The organism is Sulfitobacter sp. NFXS29, assembly GCF_040148765.1.
In the GTDB taxonomy this organism is placed as follows: domain Bacteria; phylum Pseudomonadota; class Alphaproteobacteria; order Rhodobacterales; family Rhodobacteraceae; genus Sulfitobacter.
In genome coordinates, this window is sequence record NZ_JAGDED010000005.1 from 166,573 (window position 1) to 188,394 (window position 21,822).

General features: G+C 62.0%; 24 protein-coding genes, 1 tRNA gene and 1 pseudogene. 11 read left to right on the top strand and 15 right to left on the bottom strand.

Annotation, left to right across the window (positions count from 1 at the left end):
- Positions 1-9: 9 nt before the first annotated feature.
- The 9 genes and pseudogenes from J3456_RS10400 to J3456_RS10440 all read right to left on the bottom strand — a co-directional run bounded on the left by J3456_RS10400 (position 10) and on the right by J3456_RS10440 (position 7,676).
- Positions 10-267 (bottom strand): DUF6525 family protein, encoded by a 258-nt coding sequence (locus tag J3456_RS10400; protein ID WP_349580190.1) that lies wholly within the window; start codon positions 265-267, stop codon positions 10-12.
- Positions 268-282: 15 nt separating this feature from the next.
- Positions 283-958 (bottom strand): annotated as a pseudogene (locus J3456_RS10405) (metal-binding protein ZinT).
- A gap of 193 nt (positions 959-1,151) precedes the next feature.
- Positions 1,152-1,658, bottom strand: coding sequence for a hypothetical protein (locus J3456_RS10410; RefSeq protein WP_349580191.1), 507 nt, complete (start codon positions 1,656-1,658; stop codon positions 1,152-1,154).
- A gap of 247 nt (positions 1,659-1,905) precedes the next feature.
- Entirely contained in the window at positions 1,906-2,376 is a 471-nt protein-coding gene (locus J3456_RS10415) for an Hsp20 family protein (RefSeq protein ID WP_349580192.1), read from the bottom strand.
- 149 nt (positions 2,377-2,525) lie between these two features.
- Complete coding sequence (locus J3456_RS10420; protein ID WP_120349946.1) at positions 2,526-3,356, bottom strand: trypsin-like serine peptidase; 831 nt, start codon at positions 3,354-3,356, stop codon at positions 2,526-2,528.
- Between the two features lie 49 nt (positions 3,357-3,405).
- Entirely contained in the window at positions 3,406-4,734 is a 1,329-nt protein-coding gene (gene glcF, locus J3456_RS10425) for a glycolate oxidase subunit GlcF (protein ID WP_349580194.1), read from the bottom strand.
- Positions 4,735-4,744: 10 nt separating this feature from the next.
- Positions 4,745-5,116 (bottom strand): hypothetical protein, encoded by a 372-nt coding sequence (locus J3456_RS10430; protein ID WP_349580195.1) that lies wholly within the window; start codon positions 5,114-5,116, stop codon positions 4,745-4,747.
- On the bottom strand, positions 5,113-6,228 hold the full coding sequence (locus tag J3456_RS10435; RefSeq protein ID WP_349580196.1) for an FAD-binding protein: 1,116 nt from the start codon (positions 6,226-6,228) through the stop codon (positions 5,113-5,115). Before J3456_RS10435 ends, J3456_RS10430 begins: the two co-directional genes overlap by 4 nt.
- The gene (locus tag J3456_RS10440) at positions 6,225-7,676 is read right to left on the bottom strand and encodes an FAD-linked oxidase C-terminal domain-containing protein (protein ID WP_349580197.1); all 1,452 of its coding nucleotides are present in this window, start codon (positions 7,674-7,676) and stop codon (positions 6,225-6,227) included. The genes J3456_RS10435 and J3456_RS10440 overlap by 4 nt, the downstream gene beginning before the upstream one ends.
- Before the next feature lie 185 nt (positions 7,677-7,861).
- Here J3456_RS10440 and J3456_RS10445 point away from each other — a divergent pair, with 185 nt between their 5' ends.
- On the top strand, positions 7,862-8,218 hold the full coding sequence (locus J3456_RS10445) for a hypothetical protein (RefSeq protein ID WP_349580198.1): 357 nt from the start codon (positions 7,862-7,864) through the stop codon (positions 8,216-8,218).
- Between the two features lie 10 nt (positions 8,219-8,228).
- On the opposite strand, the gene rlmH is transcribed toward J3456_RS10445, so the two are convergent.
- The 3 genes from rlmH to J3456_RS10460 form a co-directional block, all read right to left on the bottom strand.
- A complete protein-coding gene (gene rlmH, locus J3456_RS10450; RefSeq protein ID WP_349580199.1) occupies positions 8,229-8,699 on the bottom strand; it encodes a 23S rRNA (pseudouridine(1915)-N(3))-methyltransferase RlmH in 471 nt (156 codons plus the stop codon).
- Between the two features lie 23 nt (positions 8,700-8,722).
- Positions 8,723-9,094 (bottom strand): ribosome silencing factor, encoded by a 372-nt coding sequence (rsfS, locus tag J3456_RS10455; RefSeq protein WP_067631153.1) that lies wholly within the window; start codon positions 9,092-9,094, stop codon positions 8,723-8,725.
- A 184-nt stretch (positions 9,095-9,278) separates the two neighbouring features.
- Entirely contained in the window at positions 9,279-10,634 is a 1,356-nt protein-coding gene (locus J3456_RS10460; RefSeq protein ID WP_120349938.1) for a mechanosensitive ion channel family protein, read from the bottom strand.
- A gap of 278 nt (positions 10,635-10,912) precedes the next feature.
- Between J3456_RS10460 and leuC the strand changes: the two genes are divergently transcribed.
- On the top strand, positions 10,913-12,319 hold the full coding sequence (gene leuC / locus J3456_RS10465; protein WP_349580200.1) for a 3-isopropylmalate dehydratase large subunit: 1,407 nt from the start codon (positions 10,913-10,915) through the stop codon (positions 12,317-12,319).
- A 38-nt stretch (positions 12,320-12,357) separates the two neighbouring features.
- On the opposite strand, the gene J3456_RS10470 is transcribed toward leuC, so the two are convergent.
- The gene (locus tag J3456_RS10470; RefSeq protein ID WP_349580201.1) at positions 12,358-12,573 is read right to left on the bottom strand and encodes a hypervirulence associated TUDOR domain-containing protein; all 216 of its coding nucleotides are present in this window, start codon (positions 12,571-12,573) and stop codon (positions 12,358-12,360) included.
- A gap of 80 nt (positions 12,574-12,653) precedes the next feature.
- Between J3456_RS10470 and leuD the strand changes: the two genes are divergently transcribed.
- The 5 genes from leuD to J3456_RS10495 all read left to right on the top strand — a co-directional run bounded on the left by leuD (position 12,654) and on the right by J3456_RS10495 (position 16,797).
- Positions 12,654-13,259 carry a 3-isopropylmalate dehydratase small subunit gene (gene leuD / locus J3456_RS10475; RefSeq protein ID WP_349580202.1) on the top strand — a complete coding sequence of 202 codons (606 nt, stop codon included), beginning with the start codon at positions 12,654-12,656 and terminating at the stop codon, positions 13,257-13,259.
- A gap of 275 nt (positions 13,260-13,534) precedes the next feature.
- Positions 13,535-14,365, top strand: coding sequence for a hypothetical protein (locus tag J3456_RS10480; protein WP_349580203.1), 831 nt, complete (start codon positions 13,535-13,537; stop codon positions 14,363-14,365).
- Positions 14,248-15,354: an endonuclease/exonuclease/phosphatase family protein gene (locus J3456_RS10485; protein WP_349580204.1), complete on the top strand. Its 1,107-nt coding sequence runs from the start codon at positions 14,248-14,250 to the stop codon at positions 15,352-15,354. Before J3456_RS10480 ends, J3456_RS10485 begins: the two co-directional genes overlap by 118 nt.
- A 70-nt stretch (positions 15,355-15,424) precedes the next feature.
- Positions 15,425-16,531: a 3-isopropylmalate dehydrogenase gene (leuB, locus tag J3456_RS10490; protein ID WP_259947081.1), complete on the top strand. Its 1,107-nt coding sequence runs from the start codon at positions 15,425-15,427 to the stop codon at positions 16,529-16,531.
- 189 nt (positions 16,532-16,720) lie between these two features.
- Positions 16,721-16,797 (top strand) — tRNA-Pro (locus J3456_RS10495).
- Positions 16,798-16,849: 52 nt separating this feature from the next.
- Here J3456_RS10495 and J3456_RS10500 read toward each other — a convergent pair.
- Positions 16,850-17,608 carry a MauE/DoxX family redox-associated membrane protein gene (locus tag J3456_RS10500; RefSeq protein ID WP_349580205.1) on the bottom strand — a complete coding sequence of 253 codons (759 nt, stop codon included), beginning with the start codon at positions 17,606-17,608 and terminating at the stop codon, positions 16,850-16,852.
- Between the two features lie 146 nt (positions 17,609-17,754).
- Positions 17,755-19,152, bottom strand: a complete 1,398-nt coding sequence (locus tag J3456_RS10505; protein ID WP_349580206.1) for a sensor histidine kinase — start codon at positions 19,150-19,152, stop codon at positions 17,755-17,757.
- A gap of 218 nt (positions 19,153-19,370) precedes the next feature.
- On the opposite strand from J3456_RS10505, the gene queC reads away from it, so the two are divergent.
- Genes queC through queF form a run of 4 tightly spaced genes read left to right on the top strand, consistent with a single transcriptional unit; the run spans position 19,371 to position 21,609 of the window.
- Positions 19,371-20,072 (top strand): 7-cyano-7-deazaguanine synthase QueC, encoded by a 702-nt coding sequence (queC, locus tag J3456_RS10510; protein WP_349580207.1) that lies wholly within the window; start codon positions 19,371-19,373, stop codon positions 20,070-20,072.
- On the top strand, positions 20,072-20,425 hold the full coding sequence (gene queD / locus J3456_RS10515; RefSeq protein WP_349580208.1) for a 6-carboxytetrahydropterin synthase QueD: 354 nt from the start codon (positions 20,072-20,074) through the stop codon (positions 20,423-20,425). Before queC ends, queD begins: the two co-directional genes overlap by 1 nt.
- Positions 20,422-21,129, top strand: coding sequence for a 7-carboxy-7-deazaguanine synthase QueE (queE, locus tag J3456_RS10520; protein ID WP_349580209.1), 708 nt, complete (start codon positions 20,422-20,424; stop codon positions 21,127-21,129). The genes queD and queE overlap by 4 nt, the downstream gene beginning before the upstream one ends.
- Positions 21,130-21,144: 15 nt before the next feature.
- Positions 21,145-21,609, top strand: coding sequence for a preQ(1) synthase (gene queF, locus J3456_RS10525; protein ID WP_067624216.1), 465 nt, complete (start codon positions 21,145-21,147; stop codon positions 21,607-21,609).
- Positions 21,610-21,822 lie beyond the last annotated feature (213 nt).

Consider the following 21,822-nt stretch of genomic DNA (forward strand, 5'->3'; position numbering starts at 1 on the left):
TGTTTTTGCTCAGATCTGCAACCGGTCCTGCGCCAGCATCCGGTGCTCTGCGCGGCTTAAGTGGAGGGCGGCCCCCACCGCATCGCCTTCGCACCGCTGCAAGGCCCGACACCACAGCCGATGGGCCGACTGCGGCGACCACGGCAGCGCCGTCTGCGCCAGCCATGCCCTAAGCGGGGGCGGCAATCGGTCATAGGCCGCCATCGGATCCCCCTGACGCCGCCGCTGTTTCAGCCCGCTTCGCAGATTTCGCTTTCTGCCAGACATGCTGGATGGCCGCCCTTAATGCGCCTGCATATCCGCCGCGATCTCAGACGCGCTCATCTCGGCGGGGAAATAGGTCGGCCAATTGGTCAACTCCTTCAGCACTTTGGCGCGATCGTCACCCCCAATAGAGGTGGTAGTGATCGGCCTTTTGCGGTGCGATGATGTGGTCGCTGAACTGGATAAAGCCCGGCGCTTCGGCATCGCCATCCTCTTTGGCAAAGACATAGCGCACGCCGCGGTTGCCCTTTTCGTAGGTCAGCACTTCGTAGCCATCACTGGCATAGCGCCCCTGCACCGGATCACCGTCGCGAAAGAAGGTCACGGCGTTGCCCTCAATGGTGATGCGGTCCACATCCGTGGCATAGCCGACATCGTAATAGGCTTTGTACTCCGCCGCTGTTTTGTCGCTGTCTTCGGCCTTGTACTGCATCACCTCGTCCAGCGCGCCCTGCTGCAAGAGCGGGTAGACCGATTGCCATTCACCCGCCCAATTCGACAGGGGCCGGTCCTTGATCTGTGCGTCATCGAAATAGCCTTTGTAGATGTCGTCTTGGCCGTGGGCGTGGTCATGCGCATGGGAATGATCGTGGTCATGCGACGCCTCTTTCGTATCGGCGAAGGCGGGGGCCGAGAGGGCAATGCCCGCGCTGAGTGTCAGAAAGAAAAGCGGGGATGCGGATGTTTGGGGCATGTCGTTCTCCGTGATGTAACGTAGATTGTGATTCGATATGTTATATCATAACTATTGCGCAGTACCCTCCGCCCAAGACATTTGCAAGCCGTCAAACCCCCGACCCCCGACCCCCGAACGCAAAAAAGCCGACAGCACTTTCGTGCTGCCGGCTTCCGGGCGGGGGAGAGAAACGCCCTGGGAGTGACCCGTCTTAGTTGGTCCGGGTCTGCGCCGCGCTGCCCGCATTCATTTGCTGGGACAGGGCTGCGGCGAATTCTTCGCCTGTCATGCCAATGAGCAACTGGCCTTCGGCGTCGACATCTTGGTCGATCTGCACGACTGCGCGGTCGCTATCGGCGGCGAAATCATTGGCCAGATCGATGGAATAGCGCACAGAGCCATCGGCCTGTGGTTCCGCATTGGAAATCGTGCCGATGACAGTGTCGTCCGACGCGACGGCCACGGTGCTTCCATCCAGTGCAATATCGGCATCCGCATCAATGCCCGAGGTCGCGGTTTGGTCGATGGCCTGTTCGGTGGTCAAAGTGCCATTCACCTCGGCCCCGGCTGTGGTGTCCAGCTCTGTGCCCGCCAGATCGGCGGTCGCATCGGTGCCGACACCGGCGTCCAGCGTTTGTGCGGCAACTGGGGCAGCCATAAGGGCGGCGACAGCCGTCGTCAGGGTCAGCTTGCGTAGGGAATTTGCATAGTTAATCATGGTTCTTCCTTTCATTGCGCGTGCGGTACTCTGCACGCTGTTGCCCGGGCACGCCTGCCCGGTCCCCCACTCAACCCGACAGCTTTCGCATGGTTTCCCCCGCCCTGCTGCGCAGCAGAAAGCCGCCGTTTTCGCGCCGCACCCTCGGCAGATATTCTCCCACGAAGGGGCCCCCTCACGCGCCACAGCCAACAAAAAAAGGCCCGCCGGATAGCGGGCCTTCAAAAAGCTCGGAACGGAACCGTGCTTAGTTCACGGATTTGGCGTCAACCACGTCTTTGTCGATCGACTTCACCTCGGAAGAGATGGCGATCTGGCGTGGTTTCAGGGCCTCAGGCACCTGACGCTCAAGCTCGATATGCAACATGCCATTGGCATGGGCCGCGCCGATCACCTGAACGTGGTCCGCCAAATGGAAGCGGCGTTCAAAGGCGCGGGTGGCGATGCCACGGTGCAGGTAGGACTTGGCCTCATCCTCATCCGCCTTGCGGGCCGAGACGATCAGCGCTTTCTCCCGGACTTCGACGCTCAGGTCGCTGTCAGAGAAACCAGCCACGGCGATAGAAATGCGGTAGGCATCGTTATCGAGCTTTTCGATATTATACGGGGGATAGCTGGGGGTGGCCCCATCATTTGTCAGAACCCGGTCCATCATATTGGCGATCTGGTCGAAACCAACGCTGGAGCGGTAAAGGGGTGCGAAATCAAACGTACGCATGTGTTCATCCTCATCAGTGAGCGATTGACATATCGGGCCTTCCACCATTGGACAGGCCCGCGTTTTTAAACGCCGAAGCCCTATTGAGGCACCTCGGCAAAGCTCATGTGGGATGGGTTCTGCGCGCTTTCAAGTCTTGGGTCGCAGATTTAAGGCCGGATGAATTTCGCACCGGTGCCGCGCTCTTCTCCGACCCGGATGCGCTTGCCTGCGGGGTTGGAATCCAGAAACACACCTTTGCCCGCCACCAGTTCCGCTTGCAGCAGCGCCAAGGGCGCGCCCAAAGCGGTGCCGAGAGAGACCTGCGTGCCTTCGACCTCGGCCTTGGCCGAAACAACCGAGACGATATGCGCCTCGCCCGCGACAATGCTAAAGATCGGCGCGCCGCTGGAGCCGAAATCGACCGCGCAGGAGGTCACCAGTACCCCCTCCTGCTGGGCCAGCACCTTGCAGACCTCTTGCAGGGACGGCGCCTCGGCCCGGTCGCGGGCATAGCTGACCACACCCACACTGTCGCCGGGACGCGGGCGCGCGGCGGTGCCAAAGGGGCGGATCGTGGTGTTGCGGATCGGGCGAGAGAGTTCCAAGAGCGCCAGATCATTGCGCACCCGGCCCGAGGAGACCTCACCATCATAGACGTAGTCGGGATGCACCACGGCGCGGCGGATATCGCGGTAGGCCCCGGCGCGGCCATTGCGCCATCCGGCAAGGAATTGCACCTCGCCATGGTCGATCCGGGCCTTGGTTTCGCGGTCAAACAGGCAATGCGCGGCGGTCAGCACCAGACGCGGAGCGATCAACGTGCCGGTGCAAAACCCGGTGCCGCCGATGTCGAGACGGCCCACGGCTTCCCAAGCAGCGGCGTCCACACCGTTGTCGAGCGCCTTGAGCGCACTGTCTTGGGCCAGCGCCGCCGTGGCGAGGGTAAATACGCCGAGAATAGCCGCCAACAATTGTCGCAAAATGCACCTCAAAACCATGTCCACTTTGGCGGATATAGGGGAGTTGCGGCGAAAATACGGCGCAGGCTTAACGCAAACGCGGCACCTGCGCGGGCGCATCGGGATCACGGCTGAGCGCGGGTGGTTTCGGCCCGCCGCAGGCCCAATCCAGCAGTTCGACGCTATGCACCACCGGCACCCCGGTGCCCGAGCCGATCTGCATCATGCACCCGATATTGCCCGCCGCGATGACGTCTGGGGATTTCGCCTCTAGCGTCTTGATCTTGCGCTCTTTCAACTGCGCCGAAATCTCGGGCTGCATCAGATTATAGGTGCCCGCCGACCCGCAGCAGAGGTGACTGTCCGCCGGTTCCACCACCGTGAAACCGGCCTGTTTCAGCAGCGTCTTTGGTGTGGCCTTGATCTGCTGGCCGTGTTGCAGCGAGCAAGCCGCATGATAGGCGACGACCATGCCCGGCTCAGCCGGTTCGACAAAAGGCAGGTCTAGATCCGCGAGCAGCTCTGTCACATCCTTTGCCAAGGCCGAGATCCGCGCTGCATCCGCGGCCAGCGGGTCATTGCGGAACATATGGCCGTAGTCCTTGACCGTGGTGCCACAGCCCGAGGTGTTGATCACGATGGCATCCAGCCCCCCGCCATCCATCTCAGCACGCCATGCCCGGATATTGCGCGCGGCATGGGCGTGGCTTTCATCGGTCTTGCCCATGTGATGCGTCAGAGCGCCGCAACAGCCCGCGCCTTCGGCCACCACCACCTCGCAACCCGCGCGGGTCAGCAACCGGATCGTCGCGTCATTGATATCGGTGTTCAGCGCCTTTTGTGCGCAGCCGGTCATCAGGGCCACACGCCGCAGCGGTTTGCCCTTTGCCGGGAAGCTTTGCGGATCGTCATTGCGGCTGACCGGAGGGATCGTTTTTGGGGCCATCTCAAGCATGGCGCGCAGCCGGGCGTCCGGCATCAGCCGCGCGAAGGGCCGCCCGATCTTGGCCCCCAAAAGCGCCAGTCGAAAGCGTGTCGGATAGGGGAGGATCCGCGCCAGCATCCAACGCAGCGCGCGTTCGCCTAGGGGCCGTTTATACCGTTCCTCGATGTAGCTGCGGGCGTGGTCGACCAGATGCATGTAATGCACGCCCGAGGGGCAGGTCGTCATACAGGCAAGACAGGACAGGCAGCGGTCGATGTGCTGGACCGTCTTTGGGTCAGGATCGCGGTCGTTCTCAAGCATGTCCTTGATCAGGTAGATACGCCCGCGCGGGCTGTCCAACTCATCGCCCAAGACCTGATAGGTCGGGCAGGTCGCCGTGCAGAAACCGCAGTGCACACAGGCGCGCAGAATGTCGTTGCTGCGCTGCGTGTCAGGATCCTGCAGTTGCTCGGGGGTAAAGGTGGTTTGCATAGATGCTCCGTTACGATGTGCTGCGCATCAGATTGGCGAGGACAAGGCCGAACCACGGCACCGTTGTGCCTATGGCCCCCAAAACCCCGCTCCACCGGCGCATGGCGGGGCGCGGATCGGCGCGGCGCAGTGCTTGGACGACCAGTGCGATCACCCCGATCCAAGCGGCCCAGAGGGTGAGGGCGATGACCCCCAGCAACCACGGGCTGTCGCTCCAATAGCGCAGCAGTCCATAGCGCAGGCCGGTGGCGAATAGAAAGGTGGCCAAGACCATCGCCCCCAAAGTGCGGACGGCCCGCAGGGAAGGCGGCACGGAGATCAGCGCCTTGAACAGAAACGGGCCAATCAGAAAAACGATGAGAAAGACCAGCACCAATGTCATGGGGTCAGCGCCAAAGCTTCGGCGTTGAAGATGCCGCGCGGGTCGAACTTGGCCCTCAGCCCCGCCGTCAACCGCGCCACCCCCGGCGCTTCGGGTTCCTGCCGGGGCAGCGTCTGCGCCGCGCTCTCGGCCCGCAAGAACGTCGCGTGACCGTCATACCGGCCCAACCGGGCACGCAGGTCTGTGCCGGGTGCCATGCACAGCCAGATCAGCCCCCCAGCCCAGTCATAAAGATGTGCCTCGGCCCCGGCCTTTGCCGCTAGCGCCGATGCCTCAGTCGGGCGGCAGTGCACCCGCCAGACATCCCCCGCCGCCCCATGAAAGGCCGCAACATCGCGCAAATCGCGCCAAAGGGTCGCGGAGGGCTCTGCGCCCAGCACCTCAAGCTCGGCCCCCGTTGCGGCCAGCAAATCCTTCAGCCGCCCCGTTCGGTAGGAGACCGAGGTCTCAAACCCCTCCAACCGCAGAAATGACAGCCCCTGCGCCGGATCATGTGCCGCGCCGGTAACCTCAAAGGGGCTGCGCATGGCCAGCGCCATGGCGGCGATGGCAGCGGCGTCGTCCAGCCCCGAAAGCACGAGCGTTGCGCTGGTTTCCGGGGTGGGCAGCACCTTTAGCGAAACCTCGGTCAGCGCGCCCAATGTTCCACGCGACCCGGCCATCAGCTTGACCAGATCATAGCCGGTGACGTTCTTCATCACCCGGCCCCCGTTTTTGATAACGCTCCCCTGCCCATCGACAAAGCGCACGCCCAAAAGGAAGTCCCGCGCCGCGCCGATGGCAAGCCGCCGCGGGCCGCTAACGTTCGCCGCAAAAACCCCGCCGATGGACGGCGTGCCGCTGCGGCCCATAAGCGCGCGGTGGTCCATCGGTTCAAAGGCGAGCCGCTGCCCTTCGGCGGCCAGTGTCGTCTCAATCTCGGAGACCGGCGTGCCCGCCTGCGCCACCAGCGTCAGCGCGCCCGGCTCATAGAGGCTGATGCCCCGCAATCCGGCAAGCGACAGGTCCGCCCCCGGCCCGGCCATGCCGCGCGTATTGCCGCCCCGCAGGGACAAGGGCGCCTGCGCGGCTCGGATCGCCTCGACCACTTCTGCTTCGGTCGTTACCGTCACGCGGCCACCGATGCGCCGCTGCCGCGCCGCCCTTCCGTGACATCCAAAGGAAAGACCTTGGCCGGGTTCAACAGCCACGCCGGATCAAACACGTCCTTCACAGCCAACTGCGCCTCCAGATCCGCCGGAGCATACTGCACATGCATCAGATCGCGCTTTTCGATGCCCACGCCATGCTCTCCGGTCAGACAGCCGCCCGCCTCGACACAAAGCCGCAGGATATCCGCGCCGAAGGCTTCGCATTTTTCCAGATCGCCGGGTTTGTTGGCGTCAAACAGGATCAGCGGGTGCATATTGCCGTCGCCTGCGTGAAAGACGTTGCCGACTTTAAGGCCATAGCTGTCCGACATCTCGCCAATGCGCCGTAGCACCATTGGCAGTTCGTTCACCGGGATCGTGCCATCAAGGCACATGTAATCGTTGATCTGCCCCATCGCACCAAAGGCCGATTTGCGCCCCAGCCAGATCGCCGCGCTTTCTTCGGCGCTGGTGCTTTCGCGCAGTTCCACCGGGTTGTGGTGGCGGGCGATCTCGGTGATCAGGGCAAGCTGGTGGTCGATCTCGGCGTCGGAGCCTTCGACCTCGACGATCAGCAGCGCCTCGCACATCGGGTAGCCTGCATGGGCAAAAGCCTCCGTTGCCTCGATACAGGGGCGGTCCATGAATTCGATCGCCACCGGCAGCACCCCGGCCTTGATGATGTCGCTGACACAGGCCCCCGCCACGGCGTTATCGTCAAAGCCCATCAGCACGGGCCGCGCGCCTTCGGGCTTGGGCAGAATCCGCAGCGTCGCCTCTGTCACCACGCCCAGCTGACCTTCGGAGCCGCAGACCAGCCCCAGAAGGTCCAGCCCGCCTGCATCCATATAGCCGCCGCCGATCTCTACCACTTCGCCATCCATCATCACCATCGTAACGCCCAGCAGATTGTTCGTGGTGACCCCATATTTCAGGCAATGCGCCCCGCCTGAGTTCATCGCGATATTGCCCGCGATCGCGCAGGCCAACTGGCTGGACGGGTCAGGGGCGTAGAAAAAGCCATCCTCCTCTACCGCGCCGGTCACGCTGAGATTGGTGCGCCCGGTTTGCACCCGCATCAGGCGGTTGTCATAATCGACCTCAAGCACTTCGGCCATCCGCGCCACGCCCAGCACCACACTATCGGCGGTCGGCAGCGCCCCACCGGCAAGCGAGGTGCCCGACCCGCGCGGCACGACAGGCACGCCTTCCTCATGACATATCCGCAGCACGGCGGAGACTTCTTGGGTGCTGGCCGGAAGGGTCACGGCCAAAGGGGGGCATTTATAGGCCGTGAGCGCGTCGCATTCATAGGCGCGGGTCTCATGCTCGTCGTCGATGACGGCATTGCGGGGCAGCGCCGCACGCAGCCGCGCCACAACTCGCGCCTTGCGCGCAATGATCCCGGCATCCGGTGTTGGCATCTGCATCGCGGTCCCTCCTCTTGACCCGCAGCATAAAGACTATGCCGCCGGTTTGACCAGACTGCCGCGCGCTTGGTGCAATTGCACCACTAATTTGCAGCCTCACGGTGAATTGCGCGGAGCCGCCCTGTGCTTGCCTTGGAACCCTTCCGAAATGCGCTATATTCAGTTTGTTGTTTTATTGGTGCCACATGTTCAAACGCAGCCTCATTCTCTCCCTATTGGCAGTTGCCATGCCGGCCTTGGCCGATCCGCCCGACATTTTGAATGTCACGGTCGATCGACAGGGGGATCTGTGGAAATTTGACGTTACCATCCGCCACAACGACAGCGGTTGGGATCACTATGCTGATGCTTGGCGCATTCTGGACCCCGAGGGGGAGCCTTTGGGCACGCGCAATCTGGCGCATCCGCATACCAAAGAGCAGCCCTTCACCCGCTCGCTGTCGGGCGTGCGCATCCCGGATGGGATGACTGAAGTCAGCATTCAGGCGCGCGACAGTGTGAGTGGCTGGTCGCCGGAATTGGTGACGATCCCGCTGCCCTGATCCCTAAGCCTCAGACCCGGTGATAAGGCCCGCCCGATAGAATCGCGGCGGCGCGGTAAAGCTGTTCGGCCAGCATGACCCGCACCAGCATATGCGGCCAGACCATCTTGCCAAAGGACAGCGCGTGATCCGCCTCGGCTCGGAGACTGGGATCAATGCCATCCGCCCCGCCGATGACCAAGGCCAAATCGCCCCGCCCGGCATCACGCCATGTGCCAAGACGTTCGGCGAAAGCGGGGGAGGTTTCGACCTTGCCGCGCTCATCCAACACGCAGATCACCGCCCCTTGGGGGATGGCGCGCCGCAGCAGAACGGCCTCGGCAGCCATGCCGCCGTTTTTCTTATCTTCCATCTCGACCACACGCGCAGGGCCAAGGCCCAGACCGCGCCCGGTCCGGTCGAACCGGGTGAGATAATCATCGACAAGAGTTTTTTCGGGACCGGCGCGAAGCCGGCCCATAGCGCAGAGATGTACCCGCATGGCTTAGTCCCGCAAAAGCAGGATCAGTGCGGCATGACCGCAGCCGCGTCTTCGCCGCCCAGCCACATCTTTTCGAGCTGGTAGAACTCACGCACTTCGGGGCGGAAGACATGCACAACAACGTCGCCTGTGTCGATCAAGACCCAGTCGCCTGTTTCGCGGCCTTCCATCTTGGACGTACGTCCGGTGGCGTCTTTGACGGCCTGTGCCAGCTTTTCCGAGATCGCCGAAACCTGCCGCGTGGAGCGGCCCGAGCAGATCACCATATAGTCGCCGATGGCCGTTTTGCCGCGCAGATCGATCTGCACGATGTCTTCGGCCTTGTCGTCATTCAGCGAGGAAAGGATAAGCGCCAGCAGGTCGTCGCTGGTTGCGATTTGCGAGGCGGCAGTCATTGCGGCCCCATGGTCAGCAGCCTGCGCTGCGTCAACGTTAAGAGACAGGACATTGTCCTCCTTCGTAATACACCGCCAATGCTGAACGCTTGCCCCGGTGCCGAGCCCCCCTAATTTAGCGATATAGGCCAGATTTTTCAATGGACCCTATGCGCTCCACGTGAACCGGGGCGCAAATCCCCGCCTAGTCAGGCAAATTCTCGGCCGCCGCCACCCTTGAGAGCGCCAACTGACTGTCTTCGATGACTTTCACCTCGCGCTGCGGGAAGGGGATGGAAATGTCGTTTTCCTTGAACGCATCCCAAAGCGCCAGATAGACATTGCCGCGAATGTTGGTCAGCCCGCCGGTCGGATCCTTGATCCAGAAGCGCAGGATGTAATCCACCGACGAATCGCCAAAGCCCACGATGTGACAGACTGGCGCCTTGTAGCTCAACACCCGGTCGACCCCCTTGGCCGCATCGACCGCCAGCTTGCGCACCACATGCGGATCATCCGAATAGGCCGTGCCGAAATAGATATCGAGGCGCACAAAGTCATTGGAATGCGACCAGTTCACCACTTGGCCAGTGATCAGGTCTTCGTTCGGGATCAGGTATTCTTTGCCGTCCCGCGTGACCACAGAGGCATAGCGTGCGCCGAGCGTTTGGATCCAGCCGAAGGTCTCGCCCAGACTGATCACGTCGCCCGGTTTGATCGACTTATCCAGCAGAATGATCACGCCCGAGACGAGGTTCGACACGACCTTTTGCAGACCAAAGCCAAGGCCCACACCGATCGCACCCGAGAGCACCGCCAGCCCCGTCAGATCAATCCCCACCGCCCGCACGCCGATAAAGAACGCCAATCCATAAAGCAGGATCTGCACGCCCTTCACCGCCAGCACCTGCATCGACGGGCTGATGTCTTCGTTCTTACGGATCGTCGCAGCAGTTGTCGTGCTGGCAAGCCGCGCCATGGTCAGCAACGCGCCGACCACCACCAAAGCCGTCAGGACGGTCAATACCGAAAGCCGGAACTCCCCAATCGTCAGCGCCACGTCATCCAGAAACACCGCCACATCATCCGCGACATTCAGCATGTAGAGCGTGGCATAGATCCACAGCCCCCATGTCACCATGCGCCGCAGCGGGCGGTTGCGCACCAGACGCGCGGCAAAGGCGATGCCGACATAGATCGCCGCCAAAGTCGCCGCCAAACCGATAAGATAAGACCGCGATGGCCAAGTGACGTTCTGCATCACCTGATACAAAAGCCCCGCCAGCAGCGCGAACCACATCAGCCCCAGCCGCCGCTTGACCTGCACCACCACCCGCAACTGCCACTTGGACCACCCTTCGCGCGAGCGGACCCAGTTTTGCAGCATCACGCCGGTGACCCGATGCAAAATCCACGCCAGCGCAACCAAGGCCAGCAAGATCAAAATCTGGTTCTGCCGCCAACCGGGGCTTAGGACGCTCTCACCAAAGCCGAGAACCCCATCGAACAAAGCCTGAAGCGAAAGAAGGAAGTTCGAGAAAGGGTGGGACTCAGGGATCATGTACGGCCTTTGCAACTCAGGAAGATCACGGTTGCACAGGCTCTTCGTCAGAGCAAGAACCGCCGCGCGACCGGCCCCGCACACCGCCCCACGATGCCACCTTGCGAGACTCGCTCAGGGTCTATATCCAAGGCCCCATGATACTGGTGTTTGATCTTTGCGACCGTGCGCGTCTGCGCGAACGCTTTTTCGGCGCGACGCATAGCGTTCTGGCCCGACTATAAGCCAGCCCTCTCAGCCACACCCATAGCCATTCCAAACCACGGGAGAGGACCATCATGTCCCCCAAGACGCTTTACGATAAAATCTGGGACGCCCATGTCGTCCACGAAGCCGATGACGGCACTTGCCTGCTGTATATCGACCGTCACCTCGTCCACGAAGTGACCAGCCCGCAGGCCTTTGAAGGGCTGCGCATGTCGGGCCGCACCGTGCGCGCGCCAGACAAAACCATCGCCGTGCCAGACCATAACGTGCCGACCACCGAAGGCCGCGAAGACCCCGCTGCCATGACCGAAGACAGCCGCATTCAGGTCTCCGCGCTGGACACGAACGCCCGCGAGTTCGGCGTGCATTACTACCCGGTGTCGGACATCCGTCAGGGTATCGTGCATATCGTCGGCCCCGAGCAGGGCTGGACCCTGCCCGGCATGACCGTCGTCTGCGGCGACAGCCACACCGCGACCCACGGCGCTTTTGGCGCGCTGGCCCACGGCATCGGCACATCAGAGGTTGAACACGTTCTTGCCACCCAGACGCTGATCCAGCGCAAGGGCAAGAACATGAAGGTCGAGATCACCGGCAAGCTGCGCCCCGGCGTCACGGCCAAGGACATCACCCTTTCCGTCATCGGCGCCACCGGCACAGCGGGCGGCACCGGCTATGTCATCGAATATTGCGGCGAAGCGATCCGCGACCTGTCGATGGAAGGCCGCATGACCGTCTGCAACATGGCGATCGAAGGCGGCGCGCGCGCGGGCCTGATCGCGCCGGACGAAAAGACCTTTGAGTATTGCAAAGGCCGCCCCCACGCCCCGAAAGGTGCACAATGGGAAGCGGCGATGGACTGGTGGAAAACGCTCTTTTCTGACGAAGACGCCCATTGGGACAAGGTCGTGACGCTGAAAGGCGAAGACATCGCGCCGGTCGTCACATGGGGCACCTCGCCCGAGGACGTGCTGCCGATCACCTCCACCGTGCCCGCGCCCGAAGACTTCAAAGGCGGCAAGGTCGATGCGGTGAAACGTGCGCTGGAATATATGGACCTGAAACCCGGCCAGAAACTCACCGATATCCAGATCGACACCGTCTTTATCGGGTCCTGCACCAATGGCCGCATCGAAGACCTGCGCGCCGCCGCTGCGGTGCTGAAGGGCAAAAAGATCAAGGACGGTCTGCGCGCCATGGTCGTGCCCGGCTCGGGCCTTGTGCGCGCACAGGCCGAGGAAGAAGGACTGGCAGATATCTTCCGCGAGGCCGGTTTCGAATGGCGTCTTGCGGGCTGTTCGATGTGTCTGGCGATGAACCCCGACCAGCTTGCCCCCGGCGAACGCTGCGCGGCCACATCGAACCGGAACTTTGAGGGGCGTCAGGGTTATAAAGGGCGCACGCATCTCGTGTCGCCCGGCATGGCCGCGGCGGCTGCTCTCACTGGCCATCTGACCGACGTGCGCGAATTGGCGTGATCGACCGGGGAGTGGATACCGGGCGCGTTGCGCAGAGCTCAGTCGGCCTTGCGCAGCTCGCTGCCAGACTTCAGCACTTCGCTGCCGTCGTCCTGCTCGATCTTATAGGCCGGTTCGTCATCACTCGCTTTGCGGGTCACCTCGCTGCCCTGCAGCTTCAGCTTGATCTTCTGCGTGTATTTCTTGACGATCTTACCGGTCCCGGTGCCATTGCCCCAGTCCCACTCCACTTTCGTGCCGGTTTGGTACGACATGCCATGCCCTCCTAATACTCCATTTGCTTAGAACGCGCCGCTCAGCAGCGCGGTTCCCGCACTCTCCGAAGGATACCCCGATGGAAAAGTTTACAGAAATCACCGGCACCGCGGCTCCCATGCCGCTGGTGAACATCGACACCGACATGATCATCCCCAAAGTCTTTCTCAAAACGATCAAACGCTCTGGCCTTGGTGTGAACCTGTTCGACGAAATGCGCTATGACCGCGAAGGCAACGAAATCCCCGATTTCGTGCTGAACCAGCCCCAGTACCGCGATGCGCAAATCCTCGTGGCGGGCGACAACTTCGGCTGCGGCTCCTCGCGCGAACATGCGCCCTGGGCGATCAAAGATTTCGGCATCCGCTGCGTCATCGCGCCCAGCTTTGCCGATATCTTTCACAACAACTGCTTCAAGAACGGCATCCTGCCCATCGCCTTGCCGCAAGAACAGGTCGATTTGCTGATGAAGGATGCCGAAAAAGGATCCAATGCGCGGATGACCATCGATCTCGAAGGTCAGACCGTAACGACCTCCGACGGTGAGAAATTCCCCTTCGAAGTGGACGCTTTCAAAAAACATTGCCTGCTCAACGGCTTGGATGACATCGGCCTGACGCTCGAAAAGGGCACGGCGATCGATACTTATGAGGATTCGCTCAACCAGAGCCGACCTTGGGTCTAAGGCCCACTTCTAAACTCAACTTGTGGGCGTAAATCCAGCGCCCACAAGATGTTGCGGCCTGCCATCAACCTGCCATGGAATTGATGCAAGAACGCACCACCCTTTCCCTCAAAATACCCCAGAATCCTGCTCTTCTCCATGCGGAGCCTTGAGGCGCGCGCGGAAAGAAGGCAAAAATTGGACAAGAATGAGGCAAGGCCCAGCAATCGGGGCCATCAAGTTGGGACAAGCACGCGGCAATGTATCGCGTCTGGCCAGTTTGGAAGGGCAGAACAGTGATCGGACGAATGACAGGCGCGGCGACGCGTGGCCTATTGGTGGCGCTATTGATAGCCACACCTGCGCTCCTTTTGCCGGGTGCCGAAGCGGAATCGAGCCAGATCACCGTGCTCCTTGCCTGTATCGCGTCGATCCTGACCTTCATGGAATACAACTCGCGCCAACCGAGCATCGTCGAATTTCGCGATGCGCCGCCCTTCAATCGGCTGCGGTTCATCAGCCTGCTGTTCACGATCCTCGTGCTGTCCCTCATTGCGCGGGGCCAAGCGGCACCCACCCTGCTGACAGGCGCACTGACCTCGCTCGGCGTGATCTTGGGCAACGCGCTTGATTTCCCTTATTCTCCGGTGCGGCTGGTGGTGCTGATGATGCCCGCCGATGCCCCCTATGAGGCGGTCAATCTGATCCGCACGGCAGCGGGACTGGCCTACCTCGTTTCGCTGATCGCATTGGCGACCTTCGTGGTGCTGGTGCGGGTCATGGGCTGGCCCGCCCGTCAAGGCGCCTTTAACGTCTGGGTGAATCTGCCGCTCTTTGACCCAACCGCCGGGGGCGACGTGCTTTACCGTCTGCAACGCGATGCACGGATCAACATCGCGCTTGGGTTCTTGTTGCCCTTCATCATCCCCGCAGTGGTCAAAGCCACTGCCGATCTGCTAGATCCGATCTCACTGAGCAATCCGCAAACCATGATCTGGACGATAAGCGCATGGGCATTCCTTCCGGCCAGTATGATCATGCGGGGCATCGCCATGGGGCGCGTGGCCGAGATGATCCACGACAAACGCCGCCGCGCCTACGCCGAAGCGCATATGCAGGCCGCCTGATCCGCCTGCTGCTGGCATTTCTCCTGCTGGCCGGTTTCGCGCAGGCCGAGCCGCTGCGCATCGCCACCTTCAACACCGAATTATCACGCAAAGGGCCGGGTTTGCTCCTGCGCGACATCCTGCGCGGCGATGACCCAAGCATCGCTTCGGTGGTGCAAACCATCGCCGCCGCCAATCCCGATATCATCGCCCTCCAAGGCATCGACTATGACCTCGAACGCAGCGCCCTCAACGCTCTTGCCGACGCCCTCACCGCCGCAGGCGCGCCCTACTCCCACCGTTTCGCCGCGCCCCCCAATGCAGGCCGTCAAAGCGGCGCGGACCTCGACGCAGACGGCAAACGCGGTGGCCCCCGCGACGCCCAGGGCTACGGCCGCTTCTTCGGCCAAGGCGCCATGGCGATCCTCTCACGCCATCCCCTTCAGACAAAAAACCTTCAGGACTTCAGCCCCCTCCTCTGGCGCGACCTCCCCGGCACGCTCTACCCGATGATCGACGGCACCCCCTTCGGCGGAGCCGAAGCCCACGCCACGCAACGTCTGTCGTCCAACAGCCACTGGTCCCTGCCCGTCAAACTGCCCGACGGCCTAATCACCCTGCTAACCTACCACGCCACCCCGCCCGTTTTCGACGGCCCCGAAGACCGCAATGGCCGCCGCAATCACGACGAAACAGCCTTCTGGTCTCACCACCTTGCCGGAAACATCGGCACCCCGCCTACACATCCCTTCATCCTCCTTGGCGATGCCAACCTCGACCCGATCCGCGGTGACGGGCGCGGCGAGGCCATTGCCGCCCTGCTGGCCCACCCATCCATACAAGACCCGCTGCCCGACCAACCCACAGTCGACTGGTCGCAAACCGGCCCGATGCGCGTCGACTACATCCTGCCCTCCCGCGACTGGCAGGTGCTCGACGCCGGCCTGATCTGGCCCGAGGGAGAAGACGCCAGCCGCCACGCCCTCGTCTGGGTCGACCTCACCCGCTGACGCGCCGCTATCTTGACCCTCCGGAACCCGCAGGCTACCCAATCTCCAACCGTATTTTCAGGAGTTTCCCATGGCCAACCCATCCTTGCTCATCCTCCCCGGCGACGGCATCGGCCCCGAGGTTATGGCGCAGGTCACGCGCATCATCGATTGGTTCGGCGAAAAGCGCGATTTGGCCTTCGACGTAGAGCATGATCTGGTCGGCGGTGCCGCCTATGACAAACACGGCACGCCCCTGCACGACGACACGATGGCCCGCGCCCTTGAAGTCGACGCGGTGCTTCTGGGCGCCGTCGGCGGCCCGAAATACGACGACCTCGACTTCTCCGTGAAACCCGAACGCGGCCTTTTGCGCCTGCGCAAGGAAATGGACCTCTTCTCCAACCTGCGCCCGGCACAATGCTTTGACGCGCTGGCCGATTTCTCCTCGCTCAAGAAAGACATCGTCGCGGGCCTCGACATCATGATCGTGCGCGAACTGACCTCCGGCGTCTACTTCGGCGAACCGCGCGGCATCTTCGAGGAAGGCAACGAACGCGTCGGCATCAACACGCAGCGCTACACCGAAAGCGAGATTGAGCGCGTCGCCCGCTCCGCCTTTGAACTCGCCCGCCGCCGGGGCAACAAAGTCTGCTCCATGGAAAAAGCCAATGTCATGGAAAGCGGCATCCTGTGGCGTGAAGTCACCCAACGGGTCCGCGATGCCGAATACCCCGATGTCGAACTCAGCCATATGTACGCCGACAACGGCGCCATGCAACTGGTCCGAGCCCCCAAACAATTCGACGTCATCGTCACCGATAACCTTTTCGGCGACATCCTCAGCGACTGCGCCGCCATGCTCACGGGCAGCCTCGGCATGCTGCCCTCCGCCAGCCTCGGCGCGCCCAATGCCGAAGGCCGCCCCAAAGCCCTCTACGAGCCCGTCCACGGCTCCGCGCCCGACATTGCAGGCCAAGGCAAAGCCAACCCGATCGCCTGTATCCTCAGCTTCGCCATGGCGCTCCGCTACTCCTTCGATCAAGGCGAAGAAGCGGCCCGTTTGGAAAAAGCCGTCGAACAGGCACTGGCCGATGGTGCTCGCACCCCCGATCTGATGGGCCCCGAAGGCGGCACCCCCATCACGACCGAGGAAATGGGCGACGCGATCCTCAAAGCGCTCGACGCGAGCCTCTAAAGAAACGCGGCGGGGTTCACGCCCCGCCCCTTCCCCCTTCATCCTTTCTTAAATACCCGCGGGGGAGCAGCCAAAGGCTGCGGGGGGCAGCGCCCCCAATTGCGCCCGATATCCCCATCCGCACCGCAAAATCCCTACAACTGACCAATTGCCAATTACGCCACGCTGCGCTATGCGCTGCACATCGGTCGGGCTGTAGCGCAGCCTGGTAGCGCACCTGCTTCGGGAGCAGGGGGTCGGAGGTTCGAATCCTCTCAGCCCGACCAGATATCCCCCAGATACCAGCCTACGTCCAAACCTCGGCCCGCCCCGATCCGCTTAGCCGTAGACCTTGATCAACATCCAAATCCCCATGCCCAGCATCATGACGTTCTCGGTAAGCGAGACGAACCCGAGCGGCACATTGCTTGAGCCGCCCACACAGGCGCATTTCAACTCGCGTTTGTCGACATAGACCGCCTTGATCACCGACACCGCGCCGATCGCGCCGATGACAATCGCGACGGGGGCCGACAGCCATGTCAGCGCACCGGCTGTCATCAGGATACCAGCCAGCGCCTCGCCAAAGGGGTAGACCTTGCCATAGGGCACCCAACGCTGCGCCAGCAGGTCGTAGTTCAAAAACATCGTCGAAAAGCTCTCGATGTCCTGCAACTTCTGTACGGCAAGGAAACACATCGAGATCGAGATGAACCATTCAAATGCCCGCAGGGTGAAGATGCTGCCAAAGGCGTACCAAGAAAGGCCCAATGCCATCAGAAAGGCCACGCCAAAAATGGCGATGACGGGCTGATAGCTGGTGTCCGACTGCTCTTCCTTGGGCTTGTCCAGACCGAAATGCACACGCAGATCGTCGTAGCCGCCTATCCGCTCACCATCGATAAAGGTCTGCGGCGTGGTGTCCACACCCTCTTTTGCCATGAAGGCGTCGGTCTCTTCGCGCGTCGTCAGGTGGTGATCTTCGACGTGATAGCCCTGCCGCTCCAGCAGGTCTTTGGACTTCAACCCGAAGGGACAGAGGTGCTGCTCCATCACCATCCGGTAAAGCTTTGCGGTCTTGTCCTGTGCTTCGGCCATCCTAGCCTCCTATTGCTTCTCCAAACGACGTGTCTGGGGAAGGAACAAGTTTCCAGCGCAGGAGAGTTCCGCAAAAGCGCCATTTAGCGCCACCGGGAACGGTCCTTGCGGGCATCCATCCCCCGAGGCGCAAAGTCGCGTGAGCTTCAGGCCACCTTGCCAAGATGCGCGGCGGGGATCGTCACGGTCCAAGTCAGCGCGTCTTCACTGATCACCGTATCCGCCGCGCCATTGACCATCGCGGGGGCCAATACGGAAAGCACCTTACTGCCAAAGCCAGACGCTTTTTTAGCGGAGGGATCAAATGTGATGCCGGTCTCGACCCACTGGAAACGCAGACCGCCCTTTTCGGTATGCGACCAATGGCACTGGATATCGCCGCGCCCGCCGCTCATCACACCGTATTTGGTGGAATTCGTCGCCAGTTCGTGCAGCGCCATACCGATCAGTTGCAAAGCCTGCGGCCCCAATGCGACGGTGGGGCCCGCCACATCCACCCCCTTGCCTTGCAAATGCAAGAAGGGGTCCAATTGCGCCCGGACCAGTTGCGCAAGGTCCACGGAGGACCATCCACCATCGACCAGCAAATCGGTTGAGCGGGCCAGCGCCTGAATACGGTCCCCGAAGGATTTATTGAACTCTGCCAGCGAGGCGGCCGAACTCGCCGTTTGGCGCTGCATCGCCGTCACCAAAGACAGCATGTTCTTGGCGCGGTGGATGACCTCGCGCGAAACAAGATCGCGCACCTCTTCAGCTTTGCGCGTCGCGGTCACATCGTGGTGGATATTCGAGATCGAAACGATATCCCCCGATAGCGTCCGGATGGGCGTGCAGGCGATTACGACCTGCCGCTCGGTGCCGTCCTTGGCGACCCGCACCGCATCGAACTGGCGCAGCTTGCCCGCCATGATCTGATCGCGATATTCAAGCACCCGTGTCGGCCAATCCGGCGGATACAAAAGCTCGACCGACCGGCCCAATGCCTCCTCTTCGGTATAGCCATAAAGATGTTCGGCGGCGGGGTTCCAACTGATGATACGGCCTTCCATATCATAGGTCAGGATCGCTTCGCCCGTAGTGGCCACGAGGGCGGCAAAGGTTTCCGCCTGCACATGGGCACGCTCGATATCGTCATGGGCCATGCGGCGCGTGGTGACATTGCGGTGCTGCAACAGCAGGCAGGGCGCGCCTTGGATTGTCATGCGGTTGGCGTTCAGTTGAAACCAGCGCCGCACGCCCGGCCCATCACAGGGGTATTCCCCCTCGAATGAGGCACCGGTTTTCAGCGCTTGGCGCAGCCCGTCCAGAACGGTTTCCGCCTGAACCACCGCATCCATCACCGCCGCTTTGCAGATGTCAAAGTAATTGGCCCCGACATAATGCGACCCGGCGTCCCCGCCGTTCTCTTCGCAAAAGATCTTCCACGCCATATTTACCGCGACAATCTCGCCGGTGGCGTCAAGGATGACCACTTCGTCGGTCATCGCCTCAATCAATTCATAATGGCTGGCGTCGAGCGCGACGCTATGGCTGCTTTTCAACATATGTTCACCTTAGCGCGGATTCGGCTCTGGCTAAAGTTAACTTAGGTTTAATCACTAAGGCCAAAGTCCTTATTTTAACGGGCTCTGACAGGGCCCTCCCGGCCCCCATGCCTGCGACCCCGCGCCGCTGCCCGGAAGGCTTGCAATCCCTGAAGATTCTGAAATAAGCCCCGCCATCCGGTCGCAGCCTACCCGGACATCAAAACAAGGGCCCCAGAATGAAAACACTTGTCATCTGCTCAGGCGGACTCGATTCCGTGTCGCTTGCGCATATCACCGCCGCTGAGCATCACCTCACCCGGCTTGTCTCTTTTGACTATGGTCAGCGCCACCGCAAGGAGGTCGACTTCGCCGAAGCCGCCGCCAAACGGCTTGGCGTGCCGTTCCACCTGATCGACATGCGCGGCATCGGTGCTGCGCTGTCAGGCTCCGCACTGACCGACGATATCGACGTGCCCGATGGGCATTACGCCGAAGACACGATGAAGATCACCGTCGTGCCAAACCGCAATGCGATCATGCTGTCTATCGGTTTTGGCATCGCAGCAGCACAGGGCGATGAGGCCGTGGCGACCGCCGTGCATGGTGGCGACCACTTCATCTATCCAGACTGCCGTCCTGGTTTCACCCGCGCCTTCGACGCGATGCAGCAGGCCGCACTCGACGGCTATGCCGATGTGCGCCTGCACACGCCATTCGTCGAGCACAGCAAGGCCGAGATCGTCCGCCAAGGCGCGCGCCATGCCACGCCTTTCGCCGAGACGTGGTCTTGCTACAAAGGCGGCGCGGTCCATTGCGGGCGCTGCGGCACCTGTGTCGAGCGGCGCGAAGCCTTTCATTTGGCCGATGTCACCGACCCGACGGTCTATGCCGACCCGGACTATTGGACCACGGCACTCGCCGCACGAGGGGAAGGCTGATGTTCCGTATTCGCAAAGAATTCCACTTCTCCGCCAGCCACCAGTTGACCCACCTGCCCGACGACCACCAATGCGCGCGGCTGCATGGGCACAACTATATCGTCGTGGTCGAACTGGCGGCCGAGACCCTCAACGCCGACGGTTTCGTGCGCGATTACCACGACCTGAAGCCGCTGAAGTCCTATATCGACGATCACTTTGACCACCGGCATCTGAACGATGTGATGGACGGCCCCTCCACTGCCGAGAACATGGCAAAGCATTTCCACGATTGGTGCGCCGCGCGTTGGCCCGAAACCTGCGCGGTGCTGGTCAGCGAGACCCCTAAGACATGGGCGGAATACCGGCCATGACGCTGCGCATAGCCGAGATTTTCGGCCCCACCATTCAGGGCGAAGGCGCGCTGATCGGGGAACCGACGGTATTCGTTCGCGCGGGCGGCTGTGACTATCGGTGCAGCTGGTGCGACAGCCTGCACGCCGTCGACAGCCAATACCGCCATAGCTGGGCCCCCATGTCGACCGAGGATATCTGGCGCCGGATACGCAAACTCTCCAAGGATCAACCGCTGACCGTCTCCCTTTCCGGTGGCAACCCGGCAATTCAGGATTTCGGCCCGCTGATCCGGATGGGGCAGGCCGCGGGCTACCGTTTCGCCTGCGAGACCCAAGGCTCCATCGCGCGCCCATGGTTTGCCGATCTTGATACGCTGGTGCTTTCTCCCAAACCGCCCTCGAGCGGTGAGACTGTCGATTGGGATGCCTTCGACGCCTGCCGGGCCTTCGGCGCTCAGGCGCGCCAACAGGTGATGAAGATCGTGATCTTCGATGAGATCGACTACCACTGGGCCCGCGAAGTGCATGCGCATCACCCCGATATCCCGCTCTACCTCCAGCCCGGCAATCCCGAGGTCGACCCCGCCACGCCGGTTGACCCGCAGGTGCTGGCCGACCGTCTGGGTTGGCTGACCGACCTTGCCATGACCGATCACTGGTTCGCCCCCCGTATCCTGCCGCAGCTTCACGTCCTGATCTGGGGCAACAAGCGCGGCGTCTGACCGATGGAGACACCTATGTCCGAAGACATCTACAGCAATCTCAAACAACTCGGCGGTGAGACCCGCATTCCCGCCAGCCCGGAAGAGGCCGAGCTTGAGCGGGTGCCGAACCCGCAGGCCGATGTGGCCTATAACGTGCGCTTCACCGCGCCCGAGTTCACCTCGCTCTGTCCGATGACCGGCCAGCCGGACTTTGCGCATCTGGTGATCGACTATGTGCCCGGCCCGTGGCTGGTGGAATCCAAATCGCTCAAACTTTTCCTGACCTCGTTCCGCAATCACGGCGCTTTCCATGAGGACTGCACGGTCTCCATCGCGCGCCGCTTGGCCGATTTCCTTGATCCGCAATGGCTGCGGATCGGCGGCTATTGGTACCCGCGCGGCGGGATCCCCATCGATGTCTTCTGGCAGACCGGCCCCCTGCCCGAGGGCGTCTGGATTCCCGATCAAGGGGTGCCGCCCTACCGGGGCCGTGGCTGAGCGGGCGCCCCCGCCCTTTACCCCACCCTCACCCCCAGTGCCTTCGGGGCGCGCGACCCCCTGCGCGCCCCTGTTTTCGTGAAAACCGTGTGTTTTAGATCACATTCTCTTTAGCAACGGCCTTCTTCCTTGAACCTCCGGCGGGGGAAGGCCGTTAGTCTTTCATACACGCATACGACCCTGCCCTGCGCAGAGAGGTCAACCACGGAGCGA